General features: G+C 72.0%; 14 protein-coding genes, 1 tRNA gene and 1 pseudogene. 14 read left to right on the top strand and 2 right to left on the bottom strand.

From position 1 onward, the window contains the following. From ABME02_RS06250 to ABME02_RS06220, 7 genes and pseudogenes are all read left to right on the top strand, one after another. The coding region (locus ABME02_RS06250) for an enolase C-terminal domain-like protein (RefSeq protein ID WP_353814388.1) at positions 1–630 on the top strand (630 nt) is incomplete at its 5' end. Positions 631–635: 5 nt separating this feature from the next. Further along, complete coding sequence (locus ABME02_RS06245) at positions 636–1157, top strand: gluconokinase (protein WP_353814387.1); 522 nt, start codon at positions 636–638, stop codon at positions 1155–1157. Positions 1158–1203: 46 nt separating this feature from the next. Next, positions 1204–2205, top strand: coding sequence for a Gfo/Idh/MocA family protein (locus ABME02_RS06240; RefSeq protein ID WP_353814386.1), 1002 nt, complete (start codon positions 1204–1206; stop codon positions 2203–2205). Positions 2206–2365: 160 nt separating this feature from the next. Continuing rightward, positions 2366–2614, top strand: a pseudogene (locus tag ABME02_RS06235) (ABC transporter ATP-binding protein); the annotation flags it as partial. Positions 2615–3278: 664 nt separating this feature from the next. Then, complete coding sequence (locus ABME02_RS06230) at positions 3279–3497, top strand: hypothetical protein (RefSeq protein ID WP_353814385.1); 219 nt, start codon at positions 3279–3281, stop codon at positions 3495–3497. 144 nt (positions 3498–3641) lie between these two features. Next, positions 3642–4550: a hypothetical protein gene (locus ABME02_RS06225; RefSeq protein ID WP_353814384.1), complete on the top strand. Its 909-nt coding sequence runs from the start codon at positions 3642–3644 to the stop codon at positions 4548–4550. Between the two features lie 259 nt (positions 4551–4809). Further along, entirely contained in the window at positions 4810–7137 is a 2328-nt protein-coding gene (locus ABME02_RS06220; protein ID WP_353814383.1) for a transglycosylase domain-containing protein, read from the top strand. 109 nt (positions 7138–7246) lie between these two features. Here the strand turns inward: ABME02_RS06220 and ABME02_RS06215 are convergent, their stop codons facing one another. Then, positions 7247–8809: a hypothetical protein gene (locus ABME02_RS06215; protein ID WP_353814382.1), complete on the bottom strand. Its 1563-nt coding sequence runs from the start codon at positions 8807–8809 to the stop codon at positions 7247–7249. 285 nt (positions 8810–9094) lie between these two features. Further along, positions 9095–9739 carry an MBL fold metallo-hydrolase gene (locus ABME02_RS06210; protein ID WP_353814381.1) on the bottom strand — a complete coding sequence of 215 codons (645 nt, stop codon included), beginning with the start codon at positions 9737–9739 and terminating at the stop codon, positions 9095–9097. 61 nt (positions 9740–9800) lie between these two features. Here ABME02_RS06210 and ABME02_RS06205 point away from each other — a divergent pair, with 61 nt between their 5' ends. From ABME02_RS06205 to ABME02_RS06175, 7 genes are all read left to right on the top strand, one after another. Next, on the top strand, positions 9801–10703 hold the full coding sequence (locus ABME02_RS06205; protein ID WP_353814380.1) for a diacylglycerol/lipid kinase family protein: 903 nt from the start codon (positions 9801–9803) through the stop codon (positions 10701–10703). A 77-nt stretch (positions 10704–10780) separates the two neighbouring features. Next, positions 10781–10856, top strand: a tRNA-Glu gene (locus ABME02_RS06200). A gap of 169 nt (positions 10857–11025) precedes the next feature. Further along, entirely contained in the window at positions 11026–12138 is a 1113-nt protein-coding gene (locus tag ABME02_RS06195) for a TerC family protein (RefSeq protein ID WP_353814379.1), read from the top strand. 110 nt (positions 12139–12248) lie between these two features. Further along, positions 12249–13121, top strand: coding sequence for a PP2C family protein-serine/threonine phosphatase (locus ABME02_RS06190; protein WP_353814378.1), 873 nt, complete (start codon positions 12249–12251; stop codon positions 13119–13121). Between the two features lies 1 nt (position 13122). Next, positions 13123–14397: an FHA domain-containing protein gene (locus ABME02_RS06185; RefSeq protein ID WP_353814377.1), complete on the top strand. Its 1275-nt coding sequence runs from the start codon at positions 13123–13125 to the stop codon at positions 14395–14397. Continuing rightward, the gene (locus tag ABME02_RS06180) at positions 14397–16133 is read left to right on the top strand and encodes a protein kinase domain-containing protein (RefSeq protein ID WP_353814376.1); all 1737 of its coding nucleotides are present in this window, start codon (positions 14397–14399) and stop codon (positions 16131–16133) included. The genes ABME02_RS06185 and ABME02_RS06180 overlap by 1 nt, the downstream gene beginning before the upstream one ends. Beyond that, complete coding sequence (locus ABME02_RS06175; protein WP_353814375.1) at positions 16130–16843, top strand: FHA domain-containing protein; 714 nt, start codon at positions 16130–16132, stop codon at positions 16841–16843. The genes ABME02_RS06180 and ABME02_RS06175 overlap by 4 nt, the downstream gene beginning before the upstream one ends. The last annotated feature ends 40 nt before the right edge of the window (positions 16844–16883 follow it).

Below are 16883 nucleotides of genomic sequence, written 5' to 3'. Positions count from 1 at the left end.
TTCGAGGCGGTCCGCAACGAGTTCGGTCCCGACGTGCCGCTGCTGCACGACGGGCACCACCGGATGACCCCGATCCAGGCCGCCCGACTCGGCAAGGACCTCGAACCGTACGATCTGTTCTGGCTCGAGGACTGCACCCCGGCCGAGAACCAGGAGGCGCTGCGCCTGGTGCGGCAGCACACGACGACGCCGCTCGCCATCGGCGAGATCTTCAACACGATCTGGGACTTCAAGGACCTGATCCGCGACCAGCAGATCGACTACGTGCGCGGCGCCGTCACGCACATGGGCGGGATCAGCCCGCTGAGAAAGACGCTCGAGTACGCCGCCATGTACCAGGTGAAGTCCGGCATGCACGGCCCGACCGATATCAGCCCGGTCGGGATGGCCGCCGCGATGCACCTCGGCCTGTCGATCCACAACTTCGGCATCCAGGAGTACATGCGCCACGGTGCGAAGACCGACGAGGTCTTCGAGCAGTCCTTCACCTGGACGGACGGCTACCTGCACCCCGGCGATGCGCCGGGGCTCGGCGTCGAGCTGAATCTCGACGACGCCGGGAAGTACCCGTACGAGCAGGCGTACCTGCCGTACAACCGTCTCCTCGACGGAACCGTGCACGACTGGTGATCGTGATGACCGAACCGATCGTCGTGATGGGAGTGGCCGGGGCCGGGAAGTCGACTCTCGCCGCCGCCGTCGCGGACCGGCTCGGTGCGGTGCTCGTCGAGGCCGACGACCTTCACTCGTCCGAGGCGAAGGCCCAGATGGCCGCCGGGATCCCGCTCACCGACGAAGACCGATGGCCGTGGCTCGCGCGAGTCGCCAGCCGCGTATCGGCGGAGATCGCGGCGGGGCATCCGGTCGTGGTGTCCTGCTCGGCACTGCGCCGCGCGTACCGGGCCGCGCTGATCCGCGACAGCGGGACATCCCTCGCGTTCGTGCACGTGCACGGCACCGAGGCGCGGCTCGCCGAGCGGATCGGCGCGCGCACCGGGCACTTCATGCCGGCATCGATGCTCGCGTCACAGCTGTCGACGCTCGAACCCCTCGCCGACGACGAACACGGCATCGTCGTGCCGCTCGAACTGCCGGTCGATGCCGCCGCCGAGCACGCGGTCGCCTTCATCACTGCGGCCAGACGCAGGCACGACTGACTCCGTGAAGCCGAGCGACCGCGCTCGAGAATCGAAAGGAACATCGATGTCCGGAAGCATCCGCTGGGCCGTGCTCGGCACCGGCATGATCTCGCACCAGTTCGTCCCCGACCTCCAGGCCGTGTTCGGCGAGGACAGCGTGACGGTCGTGTGGGGCCGCGACACGGAGAAGACCGACGCGTTCGCCCAGCGACACGACATCGCGTCATCGTCGACCTCCGTCGCCGATGTCTTGGGGCGCGACGATGTCGACGCCGTCTACATCGCGACCCCGATCGCGACCCACACGGTGATCGCACTCCACGCGATCGCGGCCGGGAAGCACGTGCTCATCGAGAAGCCGATGGCATCGAATGCGGCCGAGATCGCGCAGATCTTCGATGCCGCCGCGGCTGCGGGCGTGTTCGCGATGGAAGCGATGTGGATGAAGTTCAATCCGCTGCACATCGACCTCGTCGAGCGCCTCGAGGGCGGCGTCGCGGGCGAGCCGCGCACCGTGTCGGCGACCTTCGGCATGCCGACGCAGGCGACCAGCCGGGCCTGGACGGCCGAGCGCGGCGACAGCGCCGTGCGCGACCGTGGCATCTACGGCGTCACGCTGGCGCAGTGGGTGCTCGGCGAGCCGATCTCGGTCGAGGCATCCGGCGTCACCGCCGACGGCACCGACGTCGAGGCACGTGCCACGCTCACCTTCGCGAACGGGTCCCGGGCCGACGTCGCCTGCTCGGCGATCGGGTTCCTCGACCAGGCCGCGACCATCAGCGGCACACTCGGATGGATCACGATCGACCCCATGTTCTGGGCGGGCACCACCGCGCGCGTTCACGCCGGCTCGCGCGAGGCGATCCTCCACTCGCCCGAGCGCGTCGTGCATCCCCGTGAAGGCTCGGGATTCCGGCCGATGCTCCGCGCGGTCGCCGAGGCCCTTGCCGCCGGCGACCTGCAGGTCGCCCGACACGACCGCGCGGCGACGCTCGCGGTCGCCCGGACGCTCGACGCGATCCTGACGCGTGTGTTCGACGAGTATCGCAGTCGACCAACCTCCTGATGACGATTCGAAGGGTTCGAGCGCGCCCCTCGGTGAGCAGGCCCTGCGGTCCGAGACACCGGCGAACAACCGCATCCATCGACCATCGTCCCAGGCCGCCACTCCGCTCCTTCCGTGTACTTGCCGGCACCCACAACCAAACACGTGCGCGCCCGTCGTGCGACTGCTCATCCTCGATGAGGCCACCAGCGCGCTCGACGTCGAATCGGAGCGCAAAGTCCAGGAAGCGCTCGAGCGGCTCATGGTCGGTCGGACCACCTTGGTGGTCGCGCACCGACTGTCGACGATCCGTCAGGCGGATCGGATCGTGGTGCTCGATCGCGGTCGGATCGTGGAGATCGGCTCGCACGACGAGCTGGTCGGGCGGAAGGGCCGGTACCGCGAGCTCTGGGAGATGCAGGCCCTGTAAGCACTGCGTCGGATGCTCTGGTCGATCGAGCGAACCTCGACGGCCCGCCGACGGGCGGAGAGTCAGGGCCTGACCAGAAGCCGTTCGGCGTGTGCGCGGCGCGCATCGTCTCGCACATGGCAGTCGCGGAACAGGTGGCCGCAGGGCCCGCTCTCCGCGAGCATCGCCACCGCGAACCAGAGGCGGTACAGGTTTGAGGCGCATCGGATCCGACCTTGCAGGTGACCGGACACCCCCAACGCTCAGATGGCACGGCTTCGGCGATGTCGAGGAGGAGCGGCCACTCGGCGGTGCGTTCGTCGAGTCCGGCACCGCCGCGTCCGTCATCGACGCGCCGCAGCGGCAGCGGACGCGGAACTTCCTCGAGAGCGTGCGGTAGGGGTCGCGCGAGGTCGAGGGGGCGATCGGATGCCGCGGGGTGGGGACCCCGCGGCATCCGCGTGCGCACAGCGGCAGACCATCGCAGAACCGGCGTGACGCTGCACCCGAGCTCAGCGACCAGGAATCCAGCGCGCGGCGATGTCTGAGAGCCCGCATGGCGAGCGCGGATGCAGGGCACGGTCGTCTTGATCCCGCCCGCGCGGAAGGTGCATCCGAACAGGCTCCTCGGCCGGAAGTACTGGTAACGGGTGAATCAGCACCCGCCGATCGAAGGGGAAGTTCAATGAAGCGCATTCTCGCCACCGGATTCATCGCCGCCCTCGCCACGCTCGGCTTCGCCGCGCCGGCCCAGGCCGCGCCCAACGACGCGGCGTGCTTCGGCCAGGTGCACAAGACCATCAACACCGTGGGGGCCCTCGGGTTCACGAACGTCGGGGACGTGGTCAAGGCGATCGGCGGTCAGGGCAAGAACGACACGGCCAGGGGGGTCTGCGGGGACTGACATCTTCTGACGGGGTCACGGACGTGGTCGGCGGCTCGGAACAACGCGTTCCGGGCCGCCGACTCGACTTCGGTCGGCGCGGCTCTCGTCGAGGTCAACCATCCGTACGATTCGCGGCGGCGTTCGTCGCCCTAGCGTTGCGGCATGGAATCAGGGATCGCGCCGTCGGAGCTGCGCCGCTTCATCACCCACGCCGAGGGCACCATCTCGCCGAAGGACGTCGCCGCGCTGCACGGTCGCGCGGAGATGCTCGCGCGACTCCCGCTCCGCGTGCAGCGCTGGATCGTGTCCCGTGCGGGCGGCGAGGAGTTCATGGGCTTCGTCGTGGAGCCGTACTGCACCTTCCTCGCGTACGAGATCCGGGACGAGGCGGCCGCGGAGCGGTTGCTCCCGCCCGGCTACCGGCTCGTCCCGACGGCGATGTTCGCCGACGACGCGCCGCGACTGTGCGCCATCCTCGGGGCGTTCACGCTGCACGCCTCGGTCTTCTGGGGCGCTCGCGTCGAGTTGTACCTGATCGCGGAGGACACGCGGACCGGCATGCTGACCTGGGTGATCTGCGACTACGAATCGAACACCGTCAACTACGACCCGGGTCAGGGGTTCTCCGCTGCGACCACCGATCGAGCCGTCATCACGACCTCGCACTCGGGCGAGGTGATCATCGATGTCCGGAGCCGCGAGCGACCGAACGAGTTGACGATGACCGCATCCCTGCCGGATGGCACCTTCCGGCCGCTCGACGCGCGGCTGTGGGTCGAGGGCAACCTGTCAGTGGACTACGGCGGACGCCTCGCCCACGCGGGGTCGGAACCGTTCGGCCTCGTGTTCGATCCCGGTGAGATGACCCGGGCGCTCCACCTCCCGACGGACTCGGTCGCGATCGAGCGGAACACGTTCGGCGCCGAGTTCCTCGCCGACGAGCCCTTCTCTGCCGCCTGCTTCCCGTACGCGCAGCACTTCCTCACGACCAGCTACCCGCGATCGACGCCCATCCGGGACCGGCGGGCGCTCGAGGACGCGGTCCGGCTCCGGGCCGGTCGAGCGCACTGACGGCGTCCGCCGGTGATCGAGCCGCGCAATCCCGGCGACGGGATCGCCCTCGACGCCGTGGGTCATCGCGTTCGCGGCCTGGTCCCCGGGCAGTATGCCGTGCGGCACGCCCGGCGCCGCTTTACAAGGGCCGGTCCCTGAGGTTCGATGGAGGACGAGGCTGAAGAGGACCGGAACCCTGCATCCGGTCCCGTGACGGGGACGGCCTCGGAAGGTCGGGGTTGGTTCGATGATGTACGGCGACACGCACGATCGCGCGGTGACCCGGCCGCGCACGTTCGGCGGTGTCCTCGGCGGGCTGCTCGGCCTCGTCGCGGTGAGCGCGGCCGCGGCACTGCTCGTCGCCGCCGCGGTGACGCCGGCGATCGCGACCGCGGGCGTCGCGGCATCCGGCACCATCTCGCTCTTCGAGAACCTGCCGAGCTACCTGAAGATCGGCGAGCTCTCGGTGAAGAGCAACATCTACGCCAAGCAGTCCGACGGCAAGCAGAAGCTGCTCGCCTCGTTCTACGACCAGAACCGGGTCGAGGTCGAGTGGGACGAAGTCAGCCAGTACGTCAAGGACGCGGCGATCGCGGGTGAGGACCCCCGCTTCTACGACCACAACGGCGTGGACCTGCAGGGCACGATGCGCGCGGCCGTGACGACGGCGAGCGGCCGCGACACGCAGGGCGGCTCCTCGATCGCCCAGCAGTACGTCAAGAACGTGCGCGTGCAGGAGTGCGAGCGAGACGCCGTCGACGAGGAGGAGCGCGACGGATGCTATGACGCCGTCACCGAGACCTCGATCGATCGCAAGCTGAAGGAGATGCGCCTCGCCATCGGCGTCGAGAAGCGGTACACGAAGAGCCAGATCCTGCTCGGCTACCTGAACATCGCGGGCTTCGGCGGAACGGTGTACGGCATCGAGGCGGCGGCGAACTACTACTACGGCACGAAGGCCTCGAGGGTGACGCTCGCCCAGGCGGCGTCGCTCGTCGCGATCGTCAACAACCCGTCGAAGTTCCGACTCGACCAACCGGGCAACGAGGCGAACGGCAAGGCCGACGGGTACGCCGCAAACCACGCCCGCCGCGACTACATCCTGCAGAGCATGCTCGACGAGTCGAAGATCACCCAGGCCGAGTTCGACGAGGCGATCGCGACCCCCGTCGAGCCGAAGATCACCGAGCCGAGCACCGGGTGCCAGACCGCGGGCGGGGCCGCCTACTTCTGCGACTACGTCAAGCACATCCTGCAGAACGACCCGGTGTTCGGCGAGGACGAGGCGTCGCGACTGCTGAACTTCCGTCGCGGCGGGTACAACGTCTACACGAGCCTCGACCTCGACCTGCAGGGTGCTGCGGAGCGGGCGATCGCCGCGCACGTGCCGGCGACGTACCCCGGGTGGGACGTCGGCGGCGTCATCTCGACCGTGGAGGTCGGAACCGGCCGGGTGCTCGCGATGGCCCAGAACCGGACCTACAGCCAGGACCCGAAGGTGCTCGCCAAGGGGCCGCAGTACACGAGCATCAACTACAACACCGACTTCGACTACGGCGGATCCCGAGGCTTCCAGCCCGGATCGTCGTACAAGGTCTTCACGCTCGCCGAGTGGCTGGCGGAGGGGCACGGGCTCGCCGAGCGCGTCGACTCGAGGCCGAAGAGCAACTGGGGCGTGTTCCAGGACAGCTGCCTCGGGCCGCACTTCGCGGGCGACTGGAATCCGCGCAACGACGCGAACGAGTCCGGCGCGAACTACAGCGCGCTCGAGTCGACCATCGGGTCGATCAATACCGGCTTCATCGGCATGGCGAAGCGGCTCGACCTCTGCGGGATCCGCAAGACGGCCGAGGCGTTCGACGTGCACCGCGCCGACGGCAACGTGCTCGTACAGGGCCCGTCCTCGGTCATCGGCACGAACGAGGTCGCGCCCCTGTCGATGGCGGTCGCCTTCGCGGGCATCGCGAACAACGGAAAGACGTGCTCGCCGATCGCGATCGACCGCATCACCGGGCGCGACGGCGACGAGATCCCGCCGCCGAAGTCGGACTGCCGGCAGTCGGTGCCCGAACCCGTCGCGGCCGCGATGCACACCGCGATGGGCATGGTGATGACGCAGGGCACGGCGGTGGCCTCGCGCGCCGCGACCGTCCCCGCGGTTCCGCTCATCGGCAAGACCGGTACGACGGATGGCGCGAAGGACACGTGGATGGTCGGTGCGAGCAGCAAGGTCGCGACGGCGGCCGCGGTGGTGAGCGTCAACGGCGACGCGAACCAGCGCGGCATCTGGTTCGGGACCGGTCAGGCCGCGACGGCGCGTCACCGGATGTGGCCCGAGGTGATGTCCGCGGCCGCCGCGAAGTACGGCGGCGACGCCTTCACCCAGGCGGGCCTCGGCCCGGTCGCCGGTCCAGGGTCCTTCCCCGACGGTCGCGTCGTCGAGCCGGATCCGCCGGCGACCGACGACCCGGCGAACGGGCCCGGCACGCCCGGCGAGCCGCCCTCGGGCGGCGGCACCGATGGCGGCGGCGACTCGGGCGGCCCCGGAAACGGGAACGGGAACGGGAACGGGAACGGCGGCGGCAACGGCGGTCCCGGCGGCTGATCGGCCGGCGGTGCGGTCGCGCACCCGGTCGATCCGGACGGCGCGGCACCGATCGTGCGAACGCGCGCGAACGGGCACGGCGCATCGCGCGCCGTGCCCGTCCTCCGCGTCAGCCCGCCGCCGGAGCGATCCGCCCGTGCCGCACGCGGTGGATGAACCAGGCGGCCAGCGCCACCAGCGTCAGCACTCCGAAGACGACCAGCCACGGCAGCAGCGCGCCGGGCGCGACGCCCTGCGTGCCGGCTGCGAGCTCGGCGGAACCCGCGGCGAGCCGGCCGTTGCCGTCGCGGAGCTCGGCGGCCCCGGTCGCGAGCGCGTCCGCCCCGGTCGCGAGCTCGATCGTGCCGTCGGCGAGCGTGCGCGTTCCCGTCGCGAGTTCGGCGGAACCGGCTGCGAGCTCGTCGAGGCCGGTGGACAGGTCCGTCGCGCCCTGGGCGAGCGAGCCGTTCCCGACGGCGAGTCCGCTCGCCCCGGTCGACAGGCGCTGGGCGCCGGTCGCGAGCTCGGCCGTGCCGGTGGCGAGGCGTCCGGTGCCCGCGACGAGCTCGTCGACCTTGAGGTCGAGCGTGGAGGTGCCGCCGCGAAGGGTCGCGGCGCCCGCGCTCAACCGAGCGGCGCCGTCGGCGAGTTCGGCCGACTTCGCGCTGAGGGTGCCGGCGCTCGTCGCGGCGAGGTCGAGCTTGGCGTCGAGGGTGGCGGCGCCTGCCGCGAGCTCGCCCGACTTCGCTGCGGCGACGTCGAGCTTCGCGGCGAGCGCGTGCGTGCCGGCCGACGTGGACTGCGCGCCCGTCGACACGTTCGCCGCACCGGTCGACACCGCGCCGGCGGTGCCGGAGAGGTGCTGGGCGGCCTGCGCGAGCGCGAGCGCGTCGGCCACGGTCGCCTCGTCCGCTCCGCCGTCGGCGAGCGCCTGGTGCAGGGCGGCGAGCTGCTGCGCGAGCGACGCGCTGCCCGCGGCGACGGCCGCGGTACCGTCGGCGACGCCCTTCGCGCCCGCCGCCACGTCCCCCGTGCCGGCGACGAGGAGCTGGACGCCCTGGGAGCCGGCCGCGTCGCGCAGCCCCGCCGCGAGAGCCGCGGAGCCGGCCTCGACGAGGTCGCCGCCGTCGGCGAGCGCGGCGACGCCGCCGGCCAGCTGCGATGCGCCGTCGGCGAGGCGGGCGGCGCCGTCCGCGGCGCTGCCGGCACCGGACGCCACCTCCGCGGCGCCCGCGTTCGCGCGGCTGATGCCGTCCGACAGCGCGCTCGATCCGTTCGCGGCACGAGCCGCCCCCGAGGCGGCGTCGCTCGCGCCGGTCGCGCTCCGCGCCGCTCCGTCGGCGAGTTCGGCAGCTCCGGCCTGCGCGGACGCGGCTCCAGCCTCGAGCTTCGCCGCGCCTGCGGCGGCGGACTCGGCGCCCGCCCCGGCGGCCTCGGCCCCCTCGGCCGCCGCGGCCGCGCCGTCCCGGACGGCGCCCACCCCCGTGGCGAGGGCCTGCGCCCCGTCGGCGAGTTCGGCCGAGCCCGCGTCGGCCGCTCCGGCGCCGTCGGAGAGACGGACGGCGCCCGCGGAGATCGTGTTCGTGGTGAGCAGGAAGAACGCCGCGAGGGCGATCAGGGCGATGGTCGTCGCGGCGGCGGCGATCCGCACGCCGAGGCCGTGGCGGTGCACGGCGTGGTCGGTTCTCGTCATCGAGTCTCCTGGGTTTCCGGCGCGCCGAAGGCGCCCGTGTACGTGGGGTGCAGGACCGACGGCGCCGGGGTGCCGAGGCGCCGCCACTCGTGTCCGCGTGCGCGCCCTCGGTCGTGACATCCGGCCGACGGTCGCTCCGTCGCGGCCGAAAGTGGCATGAATCTGGCAGAGATCCCGTGAGTTCGTCAATGAACGCCGGGGAACTTCGGTGGAACCGGCCAACGGGCGGTCGATGGCGGCGCGCCGCGTTGTGTCAGTCCGACAGCGGATGCCGCGGCAGCCGCCTCACAGGTCGAACGAGTCGCCGGGTTCGAGCGGCAGGTACTCGCCGCCGCCCTGCTCGGTCGCCCAACCCAGCCGGGCGTTCGAGAGGTCCTTCCCGGCACGGGAGAGCACCATCTCGTGCGTGGGGAACGCGCGCCGCGGGCGGACCGCCATGACGTAGTCCATCGCCTCCGAGATCTTCATCCAGGGCGCACCGGCGGGCGCCGCGAGCGCGTCGACCTCGACGCCCTCGGGGACCGCGAAGGAGTCGCCGGCGTAGTACAGCGCGTCGTTCACGAGCACGCCGACGTTGTCGATCACCGGGATCGACGGGTGGATCACCGCGTGCCGGCCGCCGAAGAAGCGCAGCCGGAACGGGCCGACCTCGACCTCGTCGCCGGGCGCGACGCGCTCGACCTCGATGCCCGCGTCCGCAGCCGCCGCGACGACCCCGTCGGGTCCGAAGACCCGGGCGCCCGGGCTGCGGTCGCGGATGCGACCGAGCTGCTCGGGCGTCCAGTGATCGTCGTGCAGGTGGGTGATCACCACGGCGAGCGCGCCCGCCGCCTCCGTGATCGGGGTGGTGAACTTGCCCGGGTCGACGAACAGCCGGTCGCCGGAGTGCTCCACGACCAGGGCGGCATGCTCGAGCTTGGTGACGCGCATGTTCCGAGCCAACACCGTGCGTGTCGTGCGCGCAACCGGGTCGCCCTGCCATGATCGCTGCATGTCGCGTGGCCCCCGTCGCCTCCTGCTCGCGGTGAATCCGAGCGCCTCGTTCGGTCGCAACCGTTCGATCGGCCCTGCCACCGCGCACCGCCTCGAGGCCGAGGGGTACGAGGTGACGGTGCTGCGCGCCGACAACTTCGAGCTCCTGCGGCGGGAGGTCCAGGCCTCGTTCGACGAGGGGGCCGACGGGCTCGTCGTCGTCGGCGGCGACGGCATGGTCTCGCTGGGCGTGAACGTGCTCGCGGGGACCCAGGTGCCCATGGGGCTCGTCGCGGCGGGGACGGGCAACGACCTCGCTCGCGCGCTCGGCCTGCCGCACGACGACCCCGAGGCGGGGATCGAGGCGCTCGTCGAGGCGCTCCGGCGGCCGCCGCAGTCGATCGACCTCGGCGTCATGCAGCACGGCGAGCTCCGCACGTGGTTCGCGTGCGTGCTGTCGGCGGGCTTCGACGCGGTCGTCAACGAGCGGGCGAACCGGATGACGCGTCCGCGCGGTCCGAGTCGGTACACCATCGCCCTGCTGCGCGAGCTCGCGACGTTCCGGCCCCGTCGGTACGCGATCACGATCGACGGCGTGCGGCGCGACCAGGCCGCGATGCTCGTCTCGGTCGCGAACACCCCGTCGCTCGGCGGCGGCATGCGGATCGTGCCGCACGCCGACCTCGCCGACGGCATGCTCGACGTGTTCATCGTGCACCCGCTGTCGCGCATCGGCCTGCTCGGCGTGTTCCCGCGCGTCTTCGCGGGGGAGCATGTCGACCATCCGGCAGTGGAGTTCGTACGCGCGCGCCGCGTGCGCGTGGAGGCGGACGACATCATCGCGTACGCCGACGGAGAGCGGGTCGGGCCCCTGCCGATCGAGGTCGAGGTGGTGCCCGCCGCGCTGCGGGTGTTCGCCTGAGCCGGTCGCAGCGGGCCCCGAGCCCTCGATTTGGAATGCGCCGGAAACGTATGCCATACTCGAACACGTCGCAGCGAGGCCCCATCGTTTAGCGGCCTAGGACGCCGCCCTCTCACGGCGGTAGCGCGGGTTCAAATCCCGCTGGGGTCACCAATGACAGGCGAACGCCCTCGCATCACCATGCGGGGGCGTTCGTCGTTTCCGGGGTGGGTCGCCTAGACTCGTCCGAGCGAAGGGGAGTATCCCGCCGGGCCACCGGTCCCGGGCCACGATCGTCAGTACGAGCGCCGTCGATGCCGCTCCGGGCGTGGCGGCGCATCCGATGCGCCGGGAGAGACTTTCGGCCATCGCCGCACCCTCCGAAAGGCCCTCCGTGACCGCATTGCCCCTCTGGTTCGAAGTCGGTTCGCTCGTCGTCCTGACGCTGATCCTCGTCGCCGACCTGCTCCTGGTGATCAAGCGCCCGCACGTCCCGTCGTTCCGGGAGTCGACCCTGTGGGTCGTGTTCTACATCGCGCTCGCCCTCGTGTTCGCGGGCCTGATGTTCGTCATCGGCGACGCGGAGCACGGCGCGCAGTTCCTCGCGGGCTGGCTCACCGAGTACAGCCTCTCGATCGACAACCTCTTCGTCTTCGTCATCATCATGGCGAGGTTCGCGGTGCCCCGGAAGTACCAGCAGGAGGTGCTGATGGTGGGCATCATCCTCGCGCTGATCCTCCGCGGGATCTTCATCCTGCTGGGTGCGCAGCTGATCGAGAACTTCAGCTGGATCTTCTACATCTTCGGCGCGTTCCTGCTCTACACCGCGGCGCAGCAGGCCTTCGGCGACCACGAGGACGAGGGCGGCGACTCCGCGCTCATCCGCATGCTCCGCCGCCGGCTGCCGATCACGAACGACTACGACGGCATCAGGCTCCGCACGATGATCGACGGTCGCCGCTTCTTCACCCCGATGCTCATCGTCTTCGTCGCGATCGGCACCACCGACCTGATCTTCGCGCTGGATTCGATCCCCGCGATCTTCGGCATCACCCAGAGTCCGTTCATCGTGTTCACGGCCAACGTGTTCGCGCTGATGGGCCTGCGCCAGCTGTACTTCCTCCTCGGCGGCCTGCTCGAGCGCCTCGAGTACCTCAAGTACGGCATCGCGTTCATCCTCGCGTTCATCGGCGTGAAGCTCGTCCTGCACGCGATGCACCAGAACGAGCTGCCCTTCATCAACGGCGGCGAGCACATCGAGTGGGCGCCGGACATCTCGACGTGGACCTCCCTGGCGGTGATCGTCGGCGCGATGGCGGTGGCCACCGTGGCGAGCGTCGTGAAGGCGAACCTCGACGCCCGACGTCGCGGCCACACGCTCGGCGAGGAGATCCCGCACTTCACGGAGGAGGTCGAGCGCGATCGCGACGCCGACAACTCGTCCGTCGAGCGCTGAGGCGGTGCGTGGCGCGTCGTTGTGACGCGGGCGCGGCGAGCGCTTGCTAGCGTGGAGCGACTGCGCCCCCGCGGCGTGGACTCTGCCCTGCCCAGAGAGGATCCGATCACGTGACGACTGACGGCAGCGGTGTCGTGCCCATCCCCTCGGGATCGGCACGGATCGCGCACAGCGCCCGCACCCACGTCGGCAACGTCCGCACGGTGAACGAGGACTCGCTGCTCGCGCAGCCGCCCGTCTACCTCGTCGCGGACGGCATGGGCGGGCACGCCCGCGGCGACGCCGCGAGCCGTGCCGTGGTCCACACCTTCCGCCGGCATCTCGACGCGGGCGCGCCGTCGACCCCGGAGCGCGTGCTCGACGCGATCCACACCTCGAACGACGTGGTCCGCGCGCTCTCCGACGAGGGGGACGAGGGGACGGCCGTGGCCGGCACGACGGTCTCGGGCATCGCGCTGGTCGACGCCGGCGACGGACGCGGCGTGCACTGGATGGTCTTCAACGTCGGCGACTCGCGCGTGTACGTCTGGGACGGGCGGCGGCTCGAGCAGGTGACGATCGACCATTCCGCCGTGCAGGAGATGGTCGATGCGGGGCTCATCCGCGCGGAGGACGCGGAGCGTCACCCCGACCGGAACGTCATCACGCGGGCGATGGGCGCCGACGCGCACGTCGAGCCGGACGTCTGGCTGATCCCGGCGACGGGCCGACAGGTGTTCCTCATCTGCTCCGACGGGTTGTCCAAGGAGGTCGGCGACGACGAGATCGGGCGTCTCCTGGCCGGTCACTCGATGCACGCGGCGGGCCTCGCCGGCGAGCTGGTGGATGCCGCGCTCGCGGCTGGCGCCCGCGACAACGTGAGCGCGATCGTGGTGGAGTCCGACCTCGGCGGCGTCGCCGACGAGGACGGGACGACGCGGGATCGAGGAGACGGCCTCCCCGAGGCGGTCGAGGAGACCACGCCGCGCGGAAACGGGGGATGACGTGGCGGAGTACCTGCCCGACCACGGCGGTCGCTGGCTGGCCGCGATGCGCGAGGAGGCGCTGCTGGTGCTTCCGGCCGAGCGCGTCGACGACGTGCGGGCGCTCTGGCCTCACCTCGACGGCGATGCCGCCGCGCACGTGATCGACCGGTTGGCTGGGTCGGGCATCACCGCTGCGCCGAGCTTCGCGCTCGTGGTGCGTGAGCGTCCGTCGGGGACGGCGCGGGCGCTCGTGCGCGGCGACCTCAGCGTGACGCTCGGCGACGTCGAGGTCTCGGGAGCAGGAGTGTCGACGTGGCAGGAACGCGCCGTCGACGGGCACCCCCACGTGCACGTCGCGATCGCCGGCGCGAACGCCGGGCGGCGGTGGCCGATCGTCGAGGGCGTGGTCGCGGCATCCGTCGTCGACTGGCCGTCGACGACGCGGGAGCCGGAGTCCGCGTCGGTGGAGCGACCTGCCGCCCGGGAGGTGCGGTCCTCCGGGACGTCCGCCGCCGACGCCGCGGCGGAGACCATCGCACCCGACGAACGGACGATCGTCCCGGAGGACACGGTCGTCGGCGTCTCGAGGACCGAACGGCCGCGCATCGAACGGCCCGTCTTCGACCGGGCGCCGGCGGCCGCCGAGCCGCCCGCCGCACCCGCCGCACCCGCCGCACCCGCCGACGAGCGTGCGCCGGCCGTGGTGCCCGTGATCGTCCCGCCGGACTTCGGGTCCAGCCCCCCGTCGCGGCCAGAACCCGCGACGCCCCGGCCGGTGGCGGTCGCGCCGACGCCGACGACGGCGGCACCGACGGCGCTCGGCGACCACGACGGACTGACGGTCGCGCGATCCGACCTCGGACGCCTCCGCGAGGAGCGCCGCGATCCAGCGGGGAGGGACGAGCCGACGGGCGACCCGGCGACCCGCGATGCGCCGGCATCCTCGCCCGCATCCCCGCCGCCCGCACTCCGCATGCCCGACGGGTCCATCGAGCCGATCGTCGGCGAACTCGTCCTCGGTCGTGCTCCCGCGATCGGGCGCGTCACCGGCACCGGGATCCCGAGGCGCGTCGTCATCGGCGCCGGCGACCCGGACATCTCGCGGACCCACCTCCGCGTCGCCGTCGAGGGCGGCACCGTGGTCGTGACCGACCTCGAGTCGCGGAACGGCACGCAGGTCGTCGCACCGGGCCAGCCGCCGCTGCGCCTCCGCCCGTCCGAGGCGACCCCGGTGCTGCCGGACACCGTCATCGACCTCGGCGGCGGCTGGAGCATCCAGGTGGTGGTGCGCTGATGCGACGCCCGCCCGCCGCGCCTCCGGAGCTCCCCGGCTTCACGCACCTCGGCCTCCTCGGATCGGGCGGCTTCGCCGACGTGTACCTGTACGAGCAGCGCCTGCCCCGTCGCAAGGTGGCCGTGAAGGTGCTCCTCGCCGACGACATCGACGCCACGACCCGCGCGCAGTTCGTCGCCGAGGCGAACCTGATGGCGCGCCTCTCGGCGCACCCGTTCATCGTCACGATCTTCCACGCCGACGTGTCGGCCGACGGCCGCCCCTACTTCGTGATGGAGTACTGCTCCGGTCCGAGCCTGTCCGAGCGGTACAAGCGCCGGCCGCTGACCGTCGAGGACGCGCTGCGCACCGGCATCCGCCTCGCCGGGGCGGTCGCGACCGCGCACGCCGCAGGTATCCTCCATCGCGACATCAAGCCCGCGAACGTGCTGACGAACGACTACGGATGGCCGGCGCTCAGCGACTTCGGCATCTCGTCCGACCTCGAGGGCGACCTCCCGGTCCACACGATGTCGTTCACGGGCGATGCGGCGGCCACCGGCTCGGGGAGCGGCTCCGACCGGGCCGCGGTGGGCATGAGCGTTCCGTGGTCGCCGCCCGAGATGTTCGAGGACGACCCGCGCCCGGACACGCGCAGCGACGTGTTCGCCCTCGCGGCCACCGTGCACACGCTGCTCGCGGGCCGCACGCCGTTCGAGGTCCCGGGTCGCTCGAACGGCCCGCTCGACCTCATCGGGCGCATCGAGCGAGGCCGCATCACGCCGATCGGCCGCGACGACGTCGCGGCGAGCCTCGAGGCGGTGCTCGCGACCGGCATGGCCGCGTCGCGCGACGCCAGGTTCCAGAGCGCCGTGGAGTTCGGCCGGGCGCTGCAGCGCATCGAACTCGAACTCGGCTACTCGGTGACGGGCATCGAGGTGCCCAACCTCGCCGTGCCCGCCGACGGCGAGCAGATGCCCCCCGCTGTCGACTCTGACGACGAACCCGCGACCCGCGCGCGGTCGGTGCGCGTCGTCGAGGCCGGCATCGTCGCGCCCGGCCACTGGGCCGCGCCGGCCCCGGCGAGCGCGGCGGCCGCCGCGACCGGGCTCGACCTGCCGCCCGCGGGCGATGAGGCCGATGCGACGCGCGTCCGCGGCGTCCGGGAGGTCGTGGCGCAGGCCCGCCCCACGGTCGACCCGTCGCCCGTCGACGACGGCACGGTGCTCAGGCCGGCGCGAGCCTCCGCGTCGGCGAACGAGGCCGCGGGCACGGCCCCCGCCGCGCCGCCGCGGCACGATGCCTCGCGTCGCGCCGGGCCGGCGCCGGACGGCCCGGCGTCGTCGGGCGGGAGGCGGGCGTTGGCCGGGATCATCACCGCCGTCGCGGGGATCGCGGTCATCGTCGCCGTGAGCGCCGCGCTGCTGCTCGGCGGACCGCTCGGCGGTCCGGACGCCGACCCGGCCGAGCCCGGCCCGATCGCGGAGGACGCCGTGGTCGCCGCGAGCGTGCCGGCGCCCGAGGTCGAGCCGGGCACGGTCGCCGACGGGCGGGCGGTGTTCGAGGTCAGCCACGACGGAGCCGAGGACGGCGACCGCTACCGCTGGCAGCGTGCCGACGGATCCGGGTCGACCGCGGTCGCCGACGGCCCCGCGATCGTCGTGGACGACGTGGCGGCCGGCCAGACCGTCTGCATCGAGGTCCAGGTGCAGCGCGGCAGCAAGACCTCCGAGCCCGTCACGGGGTGCACGTCGTGAGGCCGCTGCGGGTCGAGTACTGCGGCGAGTGGTACACGGTCGAGGCCGGCAGCACCTTCACGATCGGACGCGAGTCCGACCTCACGATCGACGACAACCCCTACCTGCACCGCACCTTCCTCACGCTCTCGAGCGAGTTCGGCCTGTGGTGGCTCTCGAACGTCGGCCAGCTGCTGTCCGCGACGGTGTCGGACGCCACGGGCAGCGTGCAGTCCTGGGTGGCCCCGGGCGCCAAGCTCCCGCTCGTGTTCAAGACCGTCCACGTGCTCTTCAGTGCCGGAGCGACGACGTACGACTTCACGGTGCACGCGGAGGAGGACTTCTACAACACCTCGCTCACCGCGGCACCCGCCGACGGCGGAACGACGATCCTGCCCGTGACGCTCACGACGAACCAGCGGCTGCTCATCGTCGCGCTCGCCGAGCACGTGCTCTCGCAGCCCAGCGCGGGTCGTGCGACGGTGCCGTCGTCCGCCGAGGCCGCGGCGCGCCTCGGCTGGAGCATGACGACGTTCAACCGGAAGCTCGACAACGTGTGCGAGAAGCTCGACAGGATCGGCGTCGACGGACTCCGGGGCGGGCGCGGCCGGCTCGCCGTGAACCGCCGCGCCCGCCTGGTCGAGTACGCCGTCGCGACGCGGCTCGTGAGCGTGGAGGACCTGGAGCTCCTCGATGCCGACCCCCGGGGCGACGCCTCCGGCGACGGCTGATCGAGGCATCCGCCGCCGGAGGCGGTTCTCCGATTCGCCG

The sequence above is a fragment of the Agromyces zhanjiangensis genome, from assembly GCF_040496055.1.
Classification (GTDB): domain Bacteria; phylum Actinomycetota; class Actinomycetes; order Actinomycetales; family Microbacteriaceae; genus Agromyces; species Agromyces zhanjiangensis.
This window is presented reverse-complemented; position numbering and strand designations above follow the sequence as displayed.

Bases quoted from the DNA above. Each gene is read 5' to 3' on its own strand.
- ABME02_RS06245 (WP_353814387.1), top strand. From the start codon at position 636: ATGACCGAACCGATCGTCGTGATGGGAGTGGCCGGGGCCGGGAAGTCG.
- ABME02_RS06240 (WP_353814386.1), top strand. From the start codon at position 1,204: ATGTCCGGAAGCATCCGCTGGGCCGTGCTCGGCACCGGCATGATCTCG.
- ABME02_RS06230 (WP_353814385.1), top strand. From the start codon at position 3,279: ATGAAGCGCATTCTCGCCACCGGATTCATCGCCGCCCTCGCCACGCTC.
- ABME02_RS06225 (WP_353814384.1), top strand. From the start codon at position 3,642: ATGGAATCAGGGATCGCGCCGTCGGAGCTGCGCCGCTTCATCACCCAC.
- ABME02_RS06215 (WP_353814382.1), bottom strand. From the start codon at position 8,809: ATGACGAGAACCGACCACGCCGTGCACCGCCACGGCCTCGGCGTGCGG.
- ABME02_RS06210 (WP_353814381.1), bottom strand. From the start codon at position 9,739: ATGCGCGTCACCAAGCTCGAGCATGCCGCCCTGGTCGTGGAGCACTCC.
- ABME02_RS06205 (WP_353814380.1), top strand. From the start codon at position 9,801: ATGTCGCGTGGCCCCCGTCGCCTCCTGCTCGCGGTGAATCCGAGCGCC.
- ABME02_RS06195 (WP_353814379.1), top strand. From the start codon at position 11,026: ATGCGCCGGGAGAGACTTTCGGCCATCGCCGCACCCTCCGAAAGGCCC.
- ABME02_RS06180 (WP_353814376.1), top strand. From the start codon at position 14,397: ATGCGACGCCCGCCCGCCGCGCCTCCGGAGCTCCCCGGCTTCACGCAC.